This is a genomic window from Leptospiraceae bacterium, from assembly GCA_015075105.1.
GTDB lineage: Bacteria > Spirochaetota > Leptospiria > Leptospirales > Leptospiraceae > JABWCC01.
Genome location: JABTUZ010000001.1, coordinates 1,255,721 through 1,276,266, shown reverse-complemented (window position 1 = coordinate 1,276,266; position 20,546 = coordinate 1,255,721). Strand labels below are relative to the sequence as shown.

Genomic DNA, 20,546 nt, shown 5'->3' with positions numbered 1-20,546 from the left:
TATTCAAGGGATAATGAGTGCATTGGAAGATGCAGAAATATTCAAGGTGTTAGAAGTTTGGATTGGGGAAACAGAGCGAAGGGCGCTTCTAATTGCAATATATTGTCCTGAGCTTACTGTGACTTGAAATTTACAAATCCTATTTGTGTTTTCTCCCGGATTCACAGGTGCCAAGCCTCCGGGCTGGGAGCTTATTTCGGCTGAATATTCTATCGGTTGGTTTGGTGTCAATTGCGGGCCTCCTGTACAGCCTGTTCCCTTATTTATATCCGGTGGATTTCTTGCTTCATTTTCCGTATTTCCTACAAATAGTTTATAGTCTGCAAAAAATATTTCAGGGTTTCCAGCTTTAAATACAAGCAGGTAGCCGGAAGGTATAACTGTGACAGTACTAAGAGAAGATGTATTTTGATGAGCTACTGAAACTAAAATAGGTGGGACAGTGCTTTGTTTGGATACTGTATAATTTGTACAAGACAAGATTTGAAAATAGCAAAATAACAGAATAAAAAATGTAATAAAGAATTTCCAAATTTTCATAATTCTATCCGATAAAATACAAAATTGGATAGAGTATGGAATTTGTAATCAATAAAAAAATCGTTCGATGAGTGAAAAATTCTAATAATCAGGTAGTTCAATCGACAATCCATTGAAACGAATTCAAATAATACGATAAGAGTATTCCTAACGCCCTCTGAAACCACACCATTTTGAAAAAGTTTTTTTATTTAGAGAAAATGATTTTCGATATGGACGTTATTTTGTATTCGCACGAATAAAAATCTTTTCTATAATTCAATTTATGCCTAAAAATCGAATAAAAAGCCGATTGCATTACCGCCTAACGTACAGATTTGGATTCAATTGATATTGATTTTAATTCTCAATATTCGTAAAAATAAAAAATTTTAGCAATTTTCTTTTGAATACTTGATTTTTTTTTATGATTAATTTTTATGATTATTTTTCAGTAACTCTAAAGGAAAATTTAGAATGAACAAGCAGGCTATTAAGATAACCGTCTCTCTTGCAGTAATTGCAGTGATTCTTTATCTCATTTTTTCTCCGGCAAGAACTGTCGGATATTCACCGGATCAACCGATTCCGTTCAATCACAAAATACACGCAGGAGATGATAAGATCGATTGTAGATATTGTCATACAACTGTAGAAACTTCGGCACACGCAGGGATTCCGCCTACCGCAACTTGTATGAATTGCCATAAAATGGTAGCACCGAAAAATTCAAATGTCCAATGGTTGAAAAAGCAGTATGAAGAAAATAAACCAATCGAATGGATAAAGGTTCACGATACACCGGATTTTGTATTTTTCAATCACTCAAGACATATTTCGAGGGGTGTGGATTGTTCTAAGTGTCATGGAAATATAGCTGAAGCTGTAAAGGTAAAACAAGTGGAGTCTATGAATATGGGTTTTTGCGTAAATTGTCATCGTGAAAACAACGCTCCAAACGATTGTTCTACTTGTCACAGATAACAAAGGAAATAGATATGTCTGAAAAAATGAATTTTCAAAAAGAAAAAAAATCCCACTGGCAGTCTTACGAGACCAAAGATTCTAAAGAGCTAAAAACACTTCAAAAAACCGAATACTACACTTCACCCGATCCGATTATCGAAAAGATCAAGACCGGAAAAACTGACAGAAAAACTTTCTTGAAGTTGATGGGTGCATCAAGTGCGATGCTTACATTGAATTGTGTAAGAAGACCAGTAGAGAAGATTGTACCTTATGTAAACGCTCCTGAATTTATTAAGCCAGGTGCTTCTAATTATTACACATCTGTATGTGGTGGTTGTTCTGCCGGTTGCGGTATGTTGGTTAGAACTCGCGATGGCCGTCCTCTAAAGTTAGAAGGGAACCCCGATCATCCTGTGTCCAAGGGGGCGTTATGCGTAACCGGTCAAACCTCTATTATGGATTTATATGATCCGGACAGAGCAAAAGAGCCATTTCGTATTGAAAACGGTAAGGCTACTGCGATTGATTGGGCAAAATTAGATTTAGCCATAAAGGAAAAATTAAATACCACAAAAAATAAGACAAGAATCCTAACCGGTGGATTGAATTCTCCTTCTACAATTTCGTTGATTGCTGAATTTTTAAAATCTGTGGGTGGTGGTAAACACTATGAATCGGACTCAACGTCACCGGAAGATGCGATTTCTATTGGGCAGGAAATTTCTTATGGTAAAGGTCTTGTTCCAAATTACAGGTTTGATCTCGCAAAAGTAATTGTATCTGTGGATTCAGACTTTCTTGGAACTTGGATTTCTCCTGTAGAATTTACTAAAGGATTTTCCAAAGGAAGAAACTTAAAAGAAGGACAAAAGTCTTTCAATAAACTGATTTCTGTAGAATCGTTCCCGACTGTGACAGGATCAAACGCAGACGAAAGAGTGGTATTAAAACCAGGTCACCAGAAAAAGTTTTTATTAGCCTTAGCGATTGAGCTTTCTAAGTTAGGAACAAAAGGGAATATTCCAAATTTATCATCTGCCGATCTAGCAAAAGAAATCGGAGTTGAGCTTTCTGTAATTGAAAAAATTGCAAAAGACTTAAATTCCCATAAAGGTGAATCTTTGGTTGTTGCAGGTGGTACTACGGCTCAAACTCAAGATGCAATAGAAATCCAAGTAGCAGTAAATATGCTTAATTCAATTTTGGGTAACGACGGCAAAACAATAGACCACGTATCCAATAGAAGAGATTCTAAAACAAATTACGCTAAAAATTTAGAAGAATTGAAAAAGGAACTCGAAAAAGGTGAAGTAGGGGTTCTTTTCATTCAAGGTGTAAATCTTGCTTATGAACACCCAAACACAGATTGGAAGACCTTATTGTCTAAGGCTGCACTTGTAGTTTCTCTTTCAGACAGGTTAGACGAAACTGCACTCTTGTCCGGCTATTTAGCTACTTCTACTCATTTCTTAGAGTCATGGGGAGATAGCGAATCAGTTAGGGGCGTGATTGCAATTCGTCAACCTACAATTCGTCCTTTATTCAACTATCGATCATTTGAAGATTCATTGATTCAGTGGGCAGGTGGTTCTCTGCTTGGCGGAAAAAATTTCTATGAAATTTTAAAGAATACTTATTCTAAAAAAACGAATTGGGAAAATTTACTTCGTGAAGGCGTGATTGTAAATTCATCTGAGTTAAGTAGGGTAAAACCTGCCAGAGGATTCAAAGGCTCTCTGTCAAACGACTCCACAAAAATCGACGGTCTCTCTTTGGTATTATACACAACAGTTGCCATGGGTGACGGAAGTGGGGCTAACAATTCGTTTAGGCAAGAGCTTCCCGATCCGATTACAAAAGTAACCTGGGACAACTTTGTAGCAATTTCCCCTGTTTTGGGTAAGAAATTAGATATTCGTTCCAATGACTTGGTAAAAGTGAAAACGAGTAACGGAAAAGAAATCACCCTATCTGCGCAGATTCAACCTGCAATGCACTCTGAAGCAGTGGGGGTTGCTCTTGGATACGGTAGAACTGCCGCAGGAAAAGTTGGGAATGGAGTAGGTCAAAATTCTTACCTATTAGCCGTAAGTGGGAATAACGGGAATCAATACTCTGGAATTAGCGTTACCTTGGAAAAAACAGGCAAGAAATACAAACTTGCAACTACTCAAGACCACCACATGATGAATCCTTCTCCGGTAGCAGGTACTAAATGGGAAGAAAGACCATTAATTCAATCTGCAAGTTTTCAAGACTATTTGAAAAAACCGGATGCAGGAATCGTAAAAGAAGAAATTCCTATGATTTCTATAAATGGGGTAAAAACTCCTGCTCGAGGCTTAAATCCTGTCCATGAATACAAAGGGAATAAGTGGGGACTTTCTGTAGATCTTTCTCTTTGCACCGGTTGTGGAGCTTGTGTTGTAGCGTGTCAGGTAGAGAATAATATTCCTGCTGCAGGTAGAAACGAGGTCAGGGTAGGAAGGGAAATGCACTGGCTTAGAATAGATCGTTACTATATAGGCGATCCGGAAAAGCCGGAGACGATGGAAATTGCCCACCAACCTGTGATGTGTCAACATTGCGATAGTGCACCTTGCGAAACAGTTTGTCCGGTTGCAGCTACAACCCACGGTCAAGAAGGTACAAACGACATGGTTTACAACCGTTGTGTCGGAACGAGATACTGCTCTAACAACTGTCCGTATAAGGTAAGAAGGTATAATTGGATGAATCACTGGGTGGATACACCGGATTCAAGAGCACCTAAGCATCTTGCGTTCAACCCGGATGTAACTGTCAGAACCAGAGGGGTTATGGAGAAATGTACATTCTGTGCAGGAAGAGTAGCTGAAAGAAAAATTCAAGCTAAAAATGAGGGCAGGAATTTAAAGGATAGGGAAATCCGAACTGCTTGCGAAGAAACTTGCCCTGCAGATGCTATTGTGTTTGGAAATACGAATGATCCCGAATCAAAAGTTTCCAAATACAGAAAAGACCCAAGGTCATATACAATTTTAGATTTCTTAAACATAGGTCCTCAAGTAGGATATATGACTAGAATTAGAAATAAAGGTTAACAGGCGGAATTCAAGATGTCAATGTCAGAAGCAATTAAAAAAGAATTAGATATAGTTCCTTTAGTAGAAGGAAATAAAACTCTAAAGCAGATAACAGACGAAGTTTTAAAGCCCGTAGATGAGTTTCCTACAAAACTTTGGTGGAGAGCTTTTATTTTAGCTATAACGATTACTGTAATTGATTTTGCAGTAATCGGTTATTTGGTTTATGAAGGTTTATACATACTCGGTATCAACAATCCTGTTGGTTGGGGATTTTTTATCGTGAATTTCGTTTTTTGGATTGGTATCGGTCATGCAGGTACTTTAATTTCAGCAGTATTGTATTTATTTAGGCAAGAATGGAGAACTGGTATCAACCGTGCCGCCGAGGCTATGACAATTTTTGCGGTTATGGTTGCGGCAAGTATGTTGATTATCCACGTAGGTCGCCCTTGGTTTGGTTTTTGGTTATTTCCTTATCCAAACGAAAGAGGACCACTTTGGGTAAATTTCCGATCTCCTTTAATTTGGGATACTTTTGCAGTTTCTACCTATCTGACTATTTCGCTACTATTCTGGTATTTAGGGTTGGTTCCTGATATCGCAGCAATCAGGGATCGGACAAATCATAAAATTAAAAAGATGGTTTATAGTGTTCTTTCTTTTGGGTGGGTTGGTTCTAATAGAGCGTGGACTCACTTGGAAATCGTTGCAATGATTTTAGCGGCACTTTCCACTCCAATCGTATTGTCTGTTCACTCGATAGTAAGTTTTGACTTTGCGATTTCTATCCTTCCAGGTTGGCACACTACAATTTTCCCACCCTATTTCGTAGCCGGTGCGGTATTCTCAGGGTTTGCAATGGTTGTAACGCTCATGGTGATTACAAGAGAAGTGTTTAACTTGAAGCAACTAATCACAATGAAGCACTTAGAAAATATGAACAAGGTGATTATGGTCACCGGTATGATGGTAGGTCTTGCATATAGTACTGAGTTTTTCATAGCTTGGTATTCTGGTAACGAATACGAAGGGTTTACTTTTGTAAATAGAGCCTTTGGTCCTTACGGTTGGGCTTATTGGATTATGGTTTCTTGCAACGTAATTAGTCCTCAAATTTTCTGGTCAAAGAAGCTCAGGACGAGTATCCCTGTGATGTTTGTAGTATCAATTTTTGTGAATATTGGAATGTGGTTTGAAAGATTCGTAATAGTAATGACCACTCATAGAGATTTCTTACCTTCCAGTTGGGCATTGTATATACCTACGATCTATGACTATTTGATGCTTTTAGGCTCTTTTGGTTTATTCTTTGTATTGTTCCTATTGTTTACAAGAATTCTTCCAGTGATTGCAATTGCTGAAGTCAAGACTGTGATGCCTAAAAAAGAAGGAGGACACCACTGATGTATAAGCCAAAATTAGAGCAGTTTCATAAATATCAGGAAACAGAATCAGGAGTATTCGGACTATTCGATACCCAAGAAGAGATTCTGCATGCAGCAAAAAAAACTAAGGAGAAAAACTACTCCTATTTTGATTGTTTTACTCCACTCCCTGTACACGGTTTAGACGATGCTATGGGACTTCCAAGGTCAGGTCTTCCTTGGATTACTTTTATATTTGGAATTGTTGGGTTTGCGGTCGGGTTGTCTTATCAGTATTTAACTCACGCAATCGACTGGCAAATTGTATATTCAGGGAAGGCGTATAACGCATGGCCGGCCTACGTTCCGATATTGTTCGAGGCTACTGTCTTTTTTGCAGGTGTTGCAACTGTTTTTGCTATGTATTACATAACTGGATTGTATAAGTTTGATCGTAAGCCGATTCATCCCGATGTTACAAGTCATAGATTTGCTCTCTGGATTCCGTCTAACGTCGCTGGTTATAACGAAAGTGAAGTAATTCAATTTATAAAAAGCCTTGGAGCCAAAGAAGTGCAGGTAGTAAAAAAATGAAAAATTTCAAAATTATTGTAATTGGTTTTTTCTCTGTATTGTTTATTTTGAATTGTGAGTATAAAACTCCTATTTTAGAATATTTTCCAGATATGGCTGACTCCAGAGCAGTAGAATCTCAAGAAGCTGACGTGCTTTCTGCAAGTATTCTGGGTGGGAATAGAATCCCTCCCGAAGGAACGATCCCAAGAGGATATTATCCATACCCTTACTCAAATGTACAATTTGCAGATGAATTAAAAAATCCTGAAAAGGGTCTTTCCAATCCATTGAAAAAAAGTCTGGCTAATTATAAAAGAGGTGAGGACAGGTATCAAATATATTGTTCCCCGTGCCACGGTGTTACAGGTCAAGGAAATGGTAATGTAGTCGGACCTTCTCCAAGATACCTAATGACCCCGACTCCTCTAACTCAGGAAAGGGTAGTGAAATTTACAGACGGACAAATTTACCACGTAATTACTGTTGGAAAGGGTGTGATGAGTAGCTACGCTTCTCAAATCGAGCCGGAAGATAGATGGAAACTGATTCAATATATCAGAAAATTGCAAGAAGCTGAAAACAACAAAACAAAGGCGGTTAAGTAGGGAAGATGAACGCTGAAATTAGAGACAATTTAGTAACTTATAAACTATCTCCAATGATTAGAAATGTATTATTTGGTATGATGGGTCTTGGAATACTCAGTTTTGTAATAGGGTATTTTGTACTCGGGCATGAGACCGCAAGACATGGACACAGCAATCCTGCCTGGTCTGCTCTCCTTGTGGCCGTTTCTTTTATAATCGGTATTTCTCTATGCGGTATTTTTTTTACTGCACTTAGCAATATCACCGGGTCTTACTGGTCTGTAACGGTTAGAAGGCTCACTGAAAACTACGGTAGATTTATGCCTGTAGTCATTATTTTGCTTATTTTAGTGTTCATAGGGATCCACGATTTATTTGAGTGGTCACACCCTGAGGTAGTAGCATCCGATAAACTAATCAAACACAAAAGTGCTTGGCTTAAAACTCCTTTTTTTGTAGGTAGATTAATCTTTTTTGCGGTGATTTGGTCTTTTTTCGGATACTTTTTTTATAAAAGATCAGTCGATCAAGACTCGGACAAAAATGTATCTCACACAAAATTCAGTGCAAAGTTGTCAGGTGCGTTTATTATAGTGTTTGCGCTAACTCTTTCTGTTACCTCATTTGATTTACTTATGTCTTTGACTCCGCATTGGTTTTCTACTATGTTCGGTGTGTATATTTTTGGAGGGGCTTACCAAACTGTTCTCGCTTCCATGATTATATTTATCTATATTTTAAAAAAGTCAGGATATCTTGGAGACTATGTAAACGAAAACCATATTCACGATATAGGAAAGTTCTTACTTGGGTTTACAGTATTTTGGGCTTATATTGCGTTTAGTCAATTTATGTTAATATGGTATGCGAACCTACCTGAAGAAACTTTTTGGTATGAGATGAGATTGACAGGCGGTTGGACATTTATTACAATACTCATTCCATTTGTAAAATTTGTAATTCCTTTTCTTTGGTTACTAAATCGACCAAATAAAAGAGATATTGAAGTCTTAAACAGGATTAGCGTTTGGATTGTAGTAACTCAAATTTTAGAGCTTTTCTGGATTGTATTTCCGGCTAATTTTGAATACTTTAGTTTTTTGAGTCTTGTCGTCACTTTTGGGGTAACAATTGGTGTTATTGGGCTTTTTGGATTTGTAATTTTGAAAGGGTTGGAATCTGCAAAATTAATTCCGGTAGGCGATCCAAGATTGGAAGAATCTTTGCACCACCATCAATAGGGGAAAAGTATGAATAATAAAAATTTACTAAAAAAAATATTTGCTCTATCCATTGTTTCGTTCTTTATTTTCAATTGCGGCACAAAAGCAGAAATTACATGGAATACAAAGGTTTATGCAGAGCCAAACATAAATTCTAAAGTTGTCGGTGAATTGAAGAAAGGAGATATAGTCACGCCTTCTGATTACTTGAACCACGAAAGACTTCAGAAAGAATTTATTAAGGTGAAAAATTCTAAAATAGAAGGGTATGTTTCTCCAAAATTTGTAGTTATTAATCAACTCCCTGAAAACTCTGTATTTACTTGGGGCTATAAAAAAGACTATAAGCATTTTTATGATCCAAACGATAAAAAACATTATCCTCAAGGTTATGAATGGCCAAATTTAAAAGCTATATCTAAAGAAAAAATTTCTTTGGACGAACTTTTAAAAGGCGAGAAATTAGATTAATACATAGTTTCACTACTATTGTATTTTAAGTTTTTAAACGCAACACGATGAAAAATTTACTTTGTAGTAGGAGATAAAAATGTCTAAAATTCTTGAAGAAGAAAGAAAAAAACTACTATCGGCAAAGACTCCAGAGCAATATATTGAAAGATCCATCAAGTCCAAACTCAAACCCGGTCAAAAAGGAAGTATTACAATTGAGTGGCTAAGAAAAACAGGGTTTACAAGCGAAGATATTCATAAGGCAAGAAACCGTAATGCTCATTGGAGAGCACAAAAAGGTTTAGGAAGCTACGAAAGAAATCAAAGGCGTTTGCAAAAATTTAATTTTTTAGTAAAAAAGAATTCTCAAGCTAAACGCGAATGGACAGAGAAAGACTTAAATAAATTGTATGACATGAATAAAACCATGACGGATTGGGAGCTTGCCAAACACTTTAAAACTACTATCCCATCTATTAACCATCTTCGCAGAAAGTTTCGTCTTGCTGAAGATATTCTTTTAGCGAATAGGGAAAAGCCTAACAAAGGTAAAATTTTAAAATACGCCCAAAGAGCAGAAAAAGTTCTAAGAAAAGAGTTAAACGGTTAGGTTTAATACACCTTCACTTTAAACTTTTTTTTCCATTCTGTATTTAAGTTTTTAACTTCCGATTGTGGAATTGTAATCGTATCCTCTAAGCCGTCGCTGATATACGCATCGGAGGTAGGTGAATTCAACTCTTGAACAATTTTCTTTATGTTTTTATCAAATCCATGGATTCTTCTAACCCGATAAATATTAAAATTTATATCAAAGGGAGAATAACTAAGTCTATTGGAGTAATCAAAAATAATTTTATTTTTATAGGAGTGCCCTTTGTATTTTCCTTCGATCAATAGGTGGTTGTATCTTTCAGGTGGGAAAGAGCCATAAGGAGTCGCCATTGCATAAATCCTAAAATCTGGTAGAAATTTATTTATTTCTCTTTGACAGCCGGCAATTTGCTCTTGAATTCTATCTCTAAACTGATTTAAGTTTGCATGCCAAAGTGTATGGTTTCCTATTTCATAACCATTATTCAATAGAAATTCTGTTTTCATTTTGGTAAATCGTATTTGCCCGAATAGATCGTTTGGAGATTTTGAGCCCGGGGTAACAAAAAAAATCGCAGTTAAGGGGAAATCTGGATTTTTTTTCTTAAACTCTTCCATCATTCCTACCGCACAGTTTGATTTTATTTGTCCATTTTCATCAACCTCAAATTGGCTGATAGAAGAGTCATCAAAAGTAATCAGAACAGGCTTCTTTCCTTTTGGGATTTTTATATTGGCATTAGAAAAATCATTGGTTTGGATCGGAATAAATCCTTCTCTTTTTAGAGTTTGTAAATCTTCCACAAAACCTTTTCTGGATCTCGTAAAATTGGAATCAAAGTCTCCGATTTTATGGTAGGTTAAAACAAAGATTTTTCCGAGTTCGTTTGGCTCTCTTTCTTTTGACATTATGGGTTTTATCAACAAGAATAGAATTGCAAATAGAAAATAGTTTGTAAAAGTTTTCATCTATCGAAAATTTCCTTTAATAGTCTATAGTTATAATAATTAGAAACTACAATTCTACAATAGTCTCTCGATTCTTTAGAAGGAATTTCTTCCAGAAAATGATTAAAATCCCCCTTGTAGTGATTTCTTTTCCATTTTCTTAAATTACCGGGCCCTCCATTGTAAGCTATGGTTGCCCAACGAATATCGCCTTCGTTCATCTTTAATAAATCAGACAAGAATTTAGTTCCGAATTTCACTGAAATGTTTGGGTCAAATAGGGAATAGTCTTTTTCGTTTAGGGCTTTAGCCAAAAATTTTCCGGTTGAAGGGATTACCTGCATTAGACCTTGTGCGTTTGAAACCGATATAGCAGATTCTCGAAAAAAAGATTCTTGCCTCATCACTGCATATACGATATCTTCGCTCACTTGATACGTATCTGAAAATTTTTGAACAATATTTCTATGGGGTCGTGGGTATAGTCTGGATAGAATGGCTGAAGGTAAAAGGATTGGGTCATCTGGGATTTTATTTTTTTTCATAAGCACACGAGTATAAAAAATACTTAGATAGCTATTGAATGACAAATCTCCTAAACCTACATAGAGTAACGCCCGATCCTCTTCTCCTAAATTATTTGAATTAAAATATTTAGAGGCGAGCCAGACCCCTCTTTTTTCTTCACCAATTTTCAGATAGTCTCTTGAAAGATTTAAAAGTCTATGGTTATTTATTTGGTTTATGGAATTATTTAGCCTTGTACCCAATTCAAAACTATTAATGTCGTAGGCGAAACTTAAGTCTTTATTTTGGAGAGTGAGTGCGTAGTCTCTTTGGGGGGTAAGTGAAAGAAATTTCAGGAGATTTTTTTTGTTTGTTAAAGGGTTAGCAGGTTTTGCAATTTGCTCAATCTCTTTCTTAAATTCTTCTTGAATCGTATGCACATAATAAGAACCCGGGCAGTGCTCATAAAAATTTTCTAAATAAGAGAGCAGGGTTTTATAGTCATTGGTATCTTTCAAGAATCTAAAATACCAATACATGAGTCTGCCTTTTACAGGTAGGTTAGGAATTGAGAGAATTGCTTTTTCCCAGTATTCCTTTTTTGCGTAATATGTATTTGCAGAAGTTTTTCCTATCAAGAAGTCGATTAGTTTATCTTGGAATCCGAGATCGTAGGGGTTTTCTTTTAAATAGCTTATCAAAGTATGAAGAAATTTTTCTTCAAGGTGTTTTTTGAAATACAATCGAATAAAAGTTTTTTGAGCGCTAAGTGGAAAAGTCTCTCGAATATATTTTTTCAGTAAATCTTCGGATATATGTATTTCTTTGTTTGCAAAAAGTATTTCGATGATTTCGGATAGAAAAATTTGCTCTTTTTCGGTGAAGTCTGAATGTATCTTTAGAAAATTTGATATTTGAGAAGGTTGGTTTTTAACCAAAAATTTTATAATGTTTTTAACCGATACAGGATTTTCGTACTTCCTGTTGAGTATAATTTTATTTTTTCCATAAAGGAGTTTACTTTCCTTTTGAGATAATTTGCTCAAGATAAAAGATAACTCTACTGAATCTAAATCTTCATAAATAGAGTCCTTTAAGTAGAATTTTAAATCGGAATAAACATTCAATCGTATATAATCCGGGCAATTTGGATCAGAGATTATGGAAATCCAAGTATCTATAGCTCTTTTTTTAGAAGAATTTCTAAAAAGACTTTGAGCATACCTTTGCTTGACTTGAGAGGTCAGTAAAATTCTTTTTTCTTGAGTGCTGAGTTCATCAACTTTTTGAATAACACTCTGATAGTTTTCTGATTCATACAAAACTTTTAATATTTCTTCAAAAGCGTCTAAACAAATTGGATCGTCTTCTTTTGCAAATTTTTCAAGAAAGATCAATTTATTATTTTTAGATAGCATTTTTCTCGAATTGAACTCGTGGTAAAGTTTCCAGAAGGTCAGTCGAATTACAGGGGATTGTCCGGGCATCGGATTGTCCAAAATAGTTTGGAGAGTATGTTCAGTCACAAAATCTACTTGTTTTCCTGTTGCAATTGAAGAATATAACCTGAATTTTTTATCTCTATCCCCAGAAGAAGACTCTTCGTGAAACCTCGCTAAGGCAAAAAATTCGCTTTCTGTACGTGGTGAAGAGTTTTTGAAAATATTTTCAATCTTCTTCCATTGCTTGGATTTTACCAGAAAATACATTTCTTCGTTACCAAATACAGGAAAATGTCCGAAAATAAACAGTAAGAGGATTATTAAAAAATTTTTCTCAACCATTAGATTATTCCATTTCGTTAGAGGGAGCTAAAGTGCCTATTTCTATTTTTGAAGATGTTGAAAAAAAAATACCAGAGTGGAAGGAAATATTTATTGGTCAGGATACTCAAGACCATGAGTTAAAAATAGTATTAAAAAATTCCGATTTTACTCAAGAGTTGCCGGTTTTAGTTTCAGATGGAATGGATTCTGCTATAAAAAAGTTGCAGTACCAGATTATAAAAAACTTTTCCTCCGGAAATTCATTTCATTTGGATCTTGTAAATTTTTTGGAAACGAATCTTTTCGGAAAAATCAGCCTAAAAGAAAAAGTAAGCAATACTTTCTGGATAAATAAAGAAAAATCCTTCTCTGAAAGAGAAACAGAGTTATTACAATTTTTGGTTTCCGAGTTATTATTATTGGTAAAAAAATATAAAGGAAGTCTTGAGAAAGAAATATTGGAAATTGCAATCGCAAGTTTACTGAACGAAGGGAAAATCTCTGAGGTTTTAGAAATATCGAGTGCAATTTCTCTGAACAATTCTATTTCTACAAAACTTTCTCTTTTTATGTATTTGATCGGAGAATCCAAAGAATTGGATTTAGGAAATATGGAGGAAGATTCTATTCTATTTGCATTGTGTGAATTGAAACAGTCAAGAATAAGCGAGACAAAAAAAGAAGCGTTATACGACACTGTAATTTCGGGAAATTCTCAAAATCTAATCGGTGTAGTTTACAATCTGTACTCCAAAAAAATATCCGGAATTAGAAATGCCTTGCCACTATTTCAGATTGTATTAAAAAAATATTCCAACCTTACAATCCCTGAAAAAAAAATATTTATTGATGACTACCTTGCCTTCGGATTTTATTTTAGATCATTTTTCTTAATGAAAAAAGTTTATTCTACAGGTGAAATAAAACAAAAGCTCGCAAACTTAAACTATATCAATGGGAAAAAAAAACATCCAGAACCAAGCCAGCCCAAGGAAGACTCTATTCCATTATCACAAAAATATGAAATGTTGAAGAACCAAGGTCTGATCTACACCTTAACTTCTTTTGAATTACTCACTCTTTTAAATTCTCAGGTAGGTGAAATAGTAAAACAAGATATTTTGGCAGCAATTTCTCGTTTATCAAGTTCCTATTTGATTCAAAGAGCGTATTCTGTCCTACTTTTTTTTGAAAAAAATTATGAATCCTTTTTTCAAGCACAATCTAAATCAGGGAGATTGAAGTATGGTGCAGAAAGCCTTTACCTAAAAGCAATCGCTTTGAAAGAAATTGGTCTGATAGAGGAAGGACATGATATATTGGTTGCTTTGGAAAGAAAATTTCCAGAGTCCTATTTATTAAAGTCTGCGATAGAAAATCACAAGATTTGAAGGGGATTTTTTATGACACTTTAACTATCAAATCATTCAGCAATTTTATTTCCGAGCCTTGCTTTTATGTTTTAAAGATTTTGATCTTTTTTTTCCATTCAAACTCTTCGTTCTTTAGATAATCTTCTGTCATTTTGTATGTGTTTACTCCATTTAGGAAACCGAGCAGAAAGTCATCTCCGACAAGCAACTCTATTGCACTCTTATCCGATCGAAACTCATACACCCCCTGTAAATACTGAAAATTTTCTTTAAAAAAATCATTTGTAACTTTTAAGAATTGAAGAGAAAAAAGTAAGCTATGAAATTTATTTTTATTCTGTACGAAAATTTGAAATCCTCCGCATACTTTATCTCTGTGCTTATGAAAAGTAGGTATAAAAAGAAGGGGTCGAAGATAGAAAAAATCTTTTTGATACCGAATTAATTCATTCCAATAGCTTTGATTGTTTATATCAATGAATGGAGCACCAAAGATTTCAAAGGGTCTGGTTGTTCCTCTGCCTTCAGATAAATTTGTGCCTTCTAACAGGCATTGACCTGTATAAACTGTACAAGTGGAAATTTTAGGAATATTAGGAGAGGGGGGAATCCAAAAATCTTCAGAGTCTTTTTGGGGATAGATTTCTCCAATCGGTATAACAAAAATATTTAAATTGAAATTATTTTCTATGTTGTGATAATTCATTAGTTCAGCAGTGGAAAGCCCGTGCCTGTGCACTATTTTTTTCACACCAACAAAGGACTCGTATTTTTCTTGCAGGGGACTACCTTCTATTTTTCTTCCGATTGGATTGGGTGAATCTACAACGAGTATTTGGATTTTATTAGACGATGTTTTGTTATAGTTGGAGATTTTTTGCAGTATATAATAGGCAGAGGTTAAAAATGTATAGTACCTTGAACCGATGTCTCTTATGTCAATTACAATTAGGTCTAAGTTTTTTAGAGTTTCTTCTCTTATAAAAAGTGAGTTTTCATCCTTTCCATATAGGTTTTCGATTGTGATTGAATCAAAAAAATATTTTAAGGAGTCTCCGGAAACTTGGTCTTGCAATTCGGCAAATAGCCCGTGCTCCGGTAAAAAAATCACACGTAGTTCTAAATAGTCTTTTAGCTTCTGAAAATGGTAAGTTTTATCCCAACCAAAGGCGCTTTGATTTGTAAGTATCCCCGTTCTTGCAGTGCTAAGTCCGGATAGTAGTTTTTTCGATTTGGAAGATATTTTTTTCATTGGGTCGAATCAATATTTTTTAAATTCAAATTATAGAAAATTCTTAAATAAAAATAGAGTTAAGATTGTTAAAATAGAGAGTATTCAATCTTAAAAAGTCATTTTTTTTCAAAAATTAACTGAATTCTTATATTTCAAGTATAATTTCTAAAAAATAGAATTGAAATTATCTATTATAATTATTTTTTAAAAAATAGTGTAGTTTATGGCGGTAGATACAAGCAAAGTAAATCAAAAAATTACTGTGAACGCAGGAGAGGTTTTATTCTCTGAAGGCTCAATTGCAAATTCCTTAAATATTTTGCACGAAGGCTCAATCGTATTTGAAAAAAAGATTAAAACCGGAAATTTTCCATTATTTCAGATAACCGGAGTGAATCTGACACCTGGTGCAATTGCACTTTTTACATCCGGGAGATACCCCTACACGATTAAAGCAGCACAAAACTGTGTTATTTCTACTTATTCCGTAAACCCTGCAACAATTCGTAAAACTATTTCAGGAAAGGTATCCTTGGGGATTACTGTAGCGAGGACTATTTTACGAGAGGTTTTAGAATCTTATAAAAAAATCAATCAGATACAATTACTTGATTCAAAGGTTGCACAATATTCAGACAATTTAAGTATTACTTATTACGCTTTTAGCCCTTCTGTTTTTCCGGATATAAGCCCGGAGAAGCCTGTCCCTTCACCGGCGATGGAAATTCATGACTCTGTTATGAAATTTACCCGAGACAATATAAAAGAATTTTTTGAAAGAGGGGGAAGACTTCCCGAACCTCCATCGGTTGCTTTTTTAAATGAGCCTCATGATCAGTTTGCAAGAGATTATTCTGAAGAGGTTGATTTTGACGATAAAGAATTCATTTTTATGAAAAAACTTTTATCAACAGACCCAAAGATACAGAGCGCACTTTTTGAGGCAGACGTTAGTTTACTTGTTTATGCTTGTGAAAAATTATCCGAAGTGTATTCTGGAATTTTCAACAGCATAGATGAAAAGACGGATGCTCTTTCTTTGAATTGTGGAGTTTTTTTAGGTGGAAACGAAAGCCTGTTAGAAAAGTTTTTTCTATTATTAGATCTTGCAGAAACTGGGTTTGGGGACGCTAAACCAGAAATATTAGTTCCTATTACAGAGCATATTTCTGAAAAAGCTGCGCAAATTTTATCTCAATTCAAGAATTTATTTGGAGTTGGGTATTCCAATCTCTCTCCAAACATCCAAAAGTTTAAAGAGAAATCCACAAAACTATTTGGTACTTTAAAACCAATTGAAATCCAAACAAAAATAGAAACTAATGTAGGAGCCGGAATTGATGTAGAGGCTATCCGAAAAGAATTAGAATCATCTGCCAACAAGATTATTAATTTTGCTGGTCTTGCACCGGACAAGGTCAAAGAATTTTCTGCGTTAATGATAAAACTAAAGCAGATGAAAGACCCATTGGATCCGGACTCTGACGCTAGGAAATTTAGAAGAAATATTACAAAAACGTATTGGGAAATTTACCAGTCTTGCTTTATAAAATATTTGAATCAGGCGAAAAAAGCACCTAAGCCTGTAGAGATGATGTTGCAGTTCGGATTTTTCGATGAAACACTACTCGACAACGATCAGTTGGCTTATCTATACACTTCTTCCGATTACAGTAAGTCCAAAGAAAATACCCCTGTTTGGTATGGGCAAGAGTGGTTAGAGAAAATTTATAAAAAAGAAGTACCAAACTCCTTAGATGAGCTTGGTCAGACTTATTTTGATAAGGTCAAGCTAACTATAAAAGATACAAATATTAAAAAAGAATCTGATTTACCAGCGTCTATGGATACAAACGAAGCCAGACTGAAATTTGAGTTATTGGCTATGTATGAGCCAAATGTTAAATTGACTTCAGGGAGTATCGCAACCCACCTGCCTATTCTCACCCGTAACCATATCATTTTGCCTCTTGATAAATGCAGGATTACAAAAAAACTGATTAGCGATGAGATCGAAGAAATTTTAAAGATAGATTATACCGCATTCAACAGAGAAATAATTTTTAACAATGAAGAGCTTGGGATTCGTAAAGAATTTGTTCAAAGAAGTATTACACCCGATTTTGTAATAGTTCCGTCAATCGGAAGTAAAGTGATGATGTGGCAGGACTTGTCTATTCTGAGAGGCTCCGGCTCCAAAGAAAGCAGGGGAAGAATTATACTGCCTATGTTTGTGACGGGTGACCTAAAAACTATGCTAATGGAAGCAATTGCTGTATTTCGCTGGGAATTGTGTAAAAATATACTGGGTCCGGATTGGAATAATGTTGGGATTCCTTCCATCACATCGGAGTATATGGACTATATTCAATTTTTCAAAAAGAGTAAGGATTTATCTATTGAACTGAAAGAAAAAATTGCTTCTGAATTTAAAAGATTTAGAACAGACAGAGATAAGTTTGTGAACGATTATTTGTATTGGGTGAAATACGAATCCGAAGGGGTTCAAAGACTCAATCGAGTTGTACGAAATATTTTCTATAGACATATTCCATTTACAAAAGTCATTCGAGACAAGGTTTGTAAAATGCCTGCTTATGCAGATACCCACAATCGCTTTGTGAATATTCGTAGTCGTCAACACCGTGAGTTTGAAAACCGTTACAAAAAATACATGGCAAGCGGGTCTCTTCATCCTGCTTTGCAAGAAAATTTAGATTATTACAAGGAATAATATCTTCTTTATTAAGTGTCTTTCTGTTTTGTTTATAAGAAAATTATTCTGAAAGATTGGAATTTATTCGATAATAATATTATATAGAAATAAAAAAAGGAATTCGATTGAAAAAATTTATAAAACAACTAAGAACGAAACTACTATATTCAACTTTGATTTTATCCTGGCTTTTTCTTTCGGGATTTTCTTTTTATATCGGAGTTTCAATTTTGAATTCCGGGAAAAAGGAAGGGAAGGAAGTTCAATCCAATAATTCACATTCTGCATTTAGTTTTGCTTCAATTCAAGATTCGATTGAATCTATAGTATTTAAGGATTCTGCAAGTTCAAAAGAGCCGGGTACCGATTTGAATGAAAATTTGTCCAAATCGAATCAGAAGGACAAATCCGCACAGGAAGTTGATGAGTCAGCGAAACAAGAAAATGAAGGCCTTGAGTTTCGAGCCTCTACTTGGTTTTCAGATTATGAGGCAATGAAAAAAACTGTACACTACTACCACGAGATTCACCCATTTATTTATTCTATGAAGGGTGGACTGACCAACAATGGTCAAATTTTATGTTCTTGGTCAAAACAAAATCGGTTGGATCGAGTGAAAGAGCTGAGGGCATTAAACCCCAAGGTAAAAATTATTCCTACAATTTTCAGATGGGAAAATCCGAAAGAAAAAATTTCTGAAAATATTGGTATGAATTCCAGAAATGATATTCGAGACAAACACATCGAGATTATAATAGGTGAAGTAGAGACTTATGGATATGATGGGATTGATATTGATTACGAGGGAATGAGTTGTAATAAGAAAGAGAAGTTTGAAGAGTTTATTGTTCTTCTTTCTAAAGAGATGAAGAAAAGAAACAAAATTTTATCCATTGCGGTTCACCCCAAGACTCAATCTTCAAAAGAAAAAATGGTAACTTGTAGGGGTCTTCCAAAAAAAATCAAACAAGATTTTCAGGAAAACTGGAGGGGACCTACAACCCATGACTATGAGTTTTTGGCCAAGCACGCCGACCGTATTAAAATTATGGCTTATGAACTTCACCCGAGGAAATACAGGAATCCGGGGCCAGGCCCTCAAGCACCCAATACTTGGATTGCGAATATTATAGAATATGCCAAAACAAAAGTTCCTGCACATAAATTGTATATGGCAATCCCAACCTACGGATACGATTGGGCTTTGAATTGCAAAGCACCCGCAAAGGCTGTGTATTTTTCAGATGCCAATCGAATACGCTCTTTAGGTGTAGAGCACCAGCCAACTGATATTTCTAAAATTTTTGAAAAAAGTGCCAATAGCAAATCGTGGAAAAATTTATCTAAGTTTTTGTATATTCATGAAGACAAAGTGTATGAGGATCCGAGTTTGTGGTATAAGTCTAACGGTTGCGACCGTGTTGCTTTTTATATGAACAGAAAAGCATTTGAAGACAAAATGAATCTTCTACGAAAATACAATTTGGGTGGGTTTTCCTTTTGGCAATTATTAAAAGACAATGACCCGGGTATAAACGATTACCTTGAACTTTTGGTTAGTGGGAAACTTCCCCCGGTTGAACCAATTTCAGTGAAACAGGTTGTAAAGGTAACTCAAGAATCAAAAGAAAAAGACGAAAATGCAAATGAGAATTATCCTGATTCAGAAGAGAAGGATAAAACGAGATAAGAAATTCTGTAACAGAGGATCCTTGTGAGGCTGCACAGTGCATACTTAAGGGTGGGGTAGTTATATTTCCGACTGAAACTGTATATGGAATTGGTGCCTCGGCTAAAGACTTTCAAGCTTGCAGCAGAATTTATACAATTAAAAATAGACCTTCCGACAACCCATTTATATTGCATGTTTTCAATATAGAGGAGGTAAAAAAAATAGCCCATATTTCCAACTTAGCAAATTCTATTTTTGAAATCTATTCTCCAGGTCCCATAACTTTAATATTAAAAAAAAAAGACAAGGATTTATTTTCATCTAACTTAGATACAATCGGTGTTAGAATTCCAAGAAATAAAACAGCTTTAGAGTTTTTGTTGCATGTGGGTGTTCCGATTTGCGCCCCGTCTGCAAATATTTCCGGTAAGCCATCTATCACGAAATTGGAAGACATAGAGAGTGAATTTTCTGAAAAAGTTGACTTGATTCTGAAAGGTGAAGAGCCAGAAATTGGACTTGAGTCAACTGTAATAGACTTTTCAGTGAACCCGCCAATTCTTTTAAGGCACGGAAAAATTTCCTATATAGACTTATTAGAGTATATTCCTGATCTTAGGGTAGTTGAGAATGTAGAAAATGCAATTAAAAGCCCAGGGTTAAAATACAGACACTACGCACCCGATTGTAAGGTGATTCTTTGTGATAACCTTTTAGATATTGAAAGACATGAAAACTCCGCTCAAATAGGTTTTCAATTTCATCTTTCTCTAAATATAAATAAAAAAGTTAAAGACAATTTAGAATATATGAAAGAGTTGTATTCGTTTTTTATTCAATGCGATAAAAATAAAATTCAAACCGCTTATTGTGAAATACCAAATGAAGATAAGTATAAACCTGCCTTGATGGATAGAATATCAAGAGCTATAAAAAAATAATTATTTTTAAGTAAGGGATATTTTATTTTCACTTC

Annotated in this window: 16 protein-coding genes; 12 read left to right on the top strand and 4 right to left on the bottom strand. The window is 35.0% G+C overall.

What is annotated here, in order from left to right:
• Positions 1–3 precede the first annotated feature (3 nt).
• Positions 4–540 carry a hypothetical protein gene (locus HS129_06235; GenBank protein MBE7411650.1) on the bottom strand — a complete coding sequence of 179 codons (537 nt, stop codon included), beginning with the start codon at positions 538–540 and terminating at the stop codon, positions 4–6.
• Between the two features lie 456 nt (positions 541–996).
• Between HS129_06235 and HS129_06230 the strand changes: the two genes are divergently transcribed.
• The 8 genes from HS129_06230 to HS129_06195 all read left to right on the top strand — a co-directional run bounded on the left by HS129_06230 (position 997) and on the right by HS129_06195 (position 9,369).
• Entirely contained in the window at positions 997–1,503 is a 507-nt protein-coding gene (locus tag HS129_06230; GenBank protein MBE7411649.1) for a cytochrome c3 family protein, read from the top strand.
• Between the two features lie 14 nt (positions 1,504–1,517).
• Entirely contained in the window at positions 1,518–4,571 is a 3,054-nt protein-coding gene (locus tag HS129_06225; GenBank protein ID MBE7411648.1) for a 4Fe-4S dicluster domain-containing protein, read from the top strand.
• Positions 4,572–4,592: 21 nt separating this feature from the next.
• Entirely contained in the window at positions 4,593–5,960 is a 1,368-nt protein-coding gene (gene nrfD / locus HS129_06220) for a polysulfide reductase NrfD (protein MBE7411647.1), read from the top strand.
• Positions 5,960–6,514, top strand: a complete 555-nt coding sequence (locus HS129_06215) for a DUF3341 domain-containing protein (GenBank protein MBE7411646.1) — start codon at positions 5,960–5,962, stop codon at positions 6,512–6,514. Before nrfD ends, HS129_06215 begins: the two co-directional genes overlap by 1 nt.
• A complete protein-coding gene (locus HS129_06210; GenBank protein ID MBE7411645.1) occupies positions 6,511–7,101 on the top strand; it encodes a cytochrome c in 591 nt (196 codons plus the stop codon). The genes HS129_06215 and HS129_06210 overlap by 4 nt, the downstream gene beginning before the upstream one ends.
• A 5-nt stretch (positions 7,102–7,106) precedes the next feature.
• Complete coding sequence (locus HS129_06205) at positions 7,107–8,324, top strand: hypothetical protein (GenBank protein MBE7411644.1); 1,218 nt, start codon at positions 7,107–7,109, stop codon at positions 8,322–8,324.
• Positions 8,325–8,333: 9 nt separating this feature from the next.
• Entirely contained in the window at positions 8,334–8,777 is a 444-nt protein-coding gene (locus HS129_06200) for an SH3 domain-containing protein (protein MBE7411643.1), read from the top strand.
• 79 nt (positions 8,778–8,856) lie between these two features.
• A complete protein-coding gene (locus HS129_06195; protein MBE7411642.1) occupies positions 8,857–9,369 on the top strand; it encodes a hypothetical protein in 513 nt (170 codons plus the stop codon).
• A 2-nt stretch (positions 9,370–9,371) separates the two neighbouring features.
• Here the strand turns inward: HS129_06195 and HS129_06190 are convergent, their stop codons facing one another.
• On the bottom strand, positions 9,372–10,322 hold the full coding sequence (locus HS129_06190; GenBank protein ID MBE7411641.1) for a polysaccharide deacetylase family protein: 951 nt from the start codon (positions 10,320–10,322) through the stop codon (positions 9,372–9,374).
• Positions 10,319–12,592 carry a lytic transglycosylase domain-containing protein gene (locus HS129_06185; GenBank protein MBE7411640.1) on the bottom strand — a complete coding sequence of 758 codons (2,274 nt, stop codon included), beginning with the start codon at positions 12,590–12,592 and terminating at the stop codon, positions 10,319–10,321. The genes HS129_06190 and HS129_06185 overlap by 4 nt, the downstream gene beginning before the upstream one ends.
• A gap of 32 nt (positions 12,593–12,624) precedes the next feature.
• Between HS129_06185 and HS129_06180 the strand changes: the two genes are divergently transcribed.
• Complete coding sequence (locus tag HS129_06180; GenBank protein MBE7411639.1) at positions 12,625–13,965, top strand: hypothetical protein; 1,341 nt, start codon at positions 12,625–12,627, stop codon at positions 13,963–13,965.
• Positions 13,966–14,029: 64 nt separating this feature from the next.
• Here the strand turns inward: HS129_06180 and HS129_06175 are convergent, their stop codons facing one another.
• The gene (locus HS129_06175) at positions 14,030–15,199 is read right to left on the bottom strand and encodes a DUF1343 domain-containing protein (protein MBE7411638.1); all 1,170 of its coding nucleotides are present in this window, start codon (positions 15,197–15,199) and stop codon (positions 14,030–14,032) included.
• 205 nt (positions 15,200–15,404) lie between these two features.
• Between HS129_06175 and HS129_06170 the strand changes: the two genes are divergently transcribed.
• The 3 genes from HS129_06170 to HS129_06160 all read left to right on the top strand — a co-directional run bounded on the left by HS129_06170 (position 15,405) and on the right by HS129_06160 (position 20,511).
• Positions 15,405–17,915 (top strand): cyclic nucleotide-binding domain-containing protein, encoded by a 2,511-nt coding sequence (locus HS129_06170; protein MBE7411637.1) that lies wholly within the window; start codon positions 15,405–15,407, stop codon positions 17,913–17,915.
• A gap of 83 nt (positions 17,916–17,998) precedes the next feature.
• On the top strand, positions 17,999–19,588 hold the full coding sequence (locus HS129_06165) for a hydrolase (GenBank protein MBE7411636.1): 1,590 nt from the start codon (positions 17,999–18,001) through the stop codon (positions 19,586–19,588).
• A gap of 41 nt (positions 19,589–19,629) precedes the next feature.
• Entirely contained in the window at positions 19,630–20,511 is an 882-nt protein-coding gene (locus HS129_06160) for a threonylcarbamoyl-AMP synthase (protein ID MBE7411635.1), read from the top strand.
• Positions 20,512–20,546 lie beyond the last annotated feature (35 nt).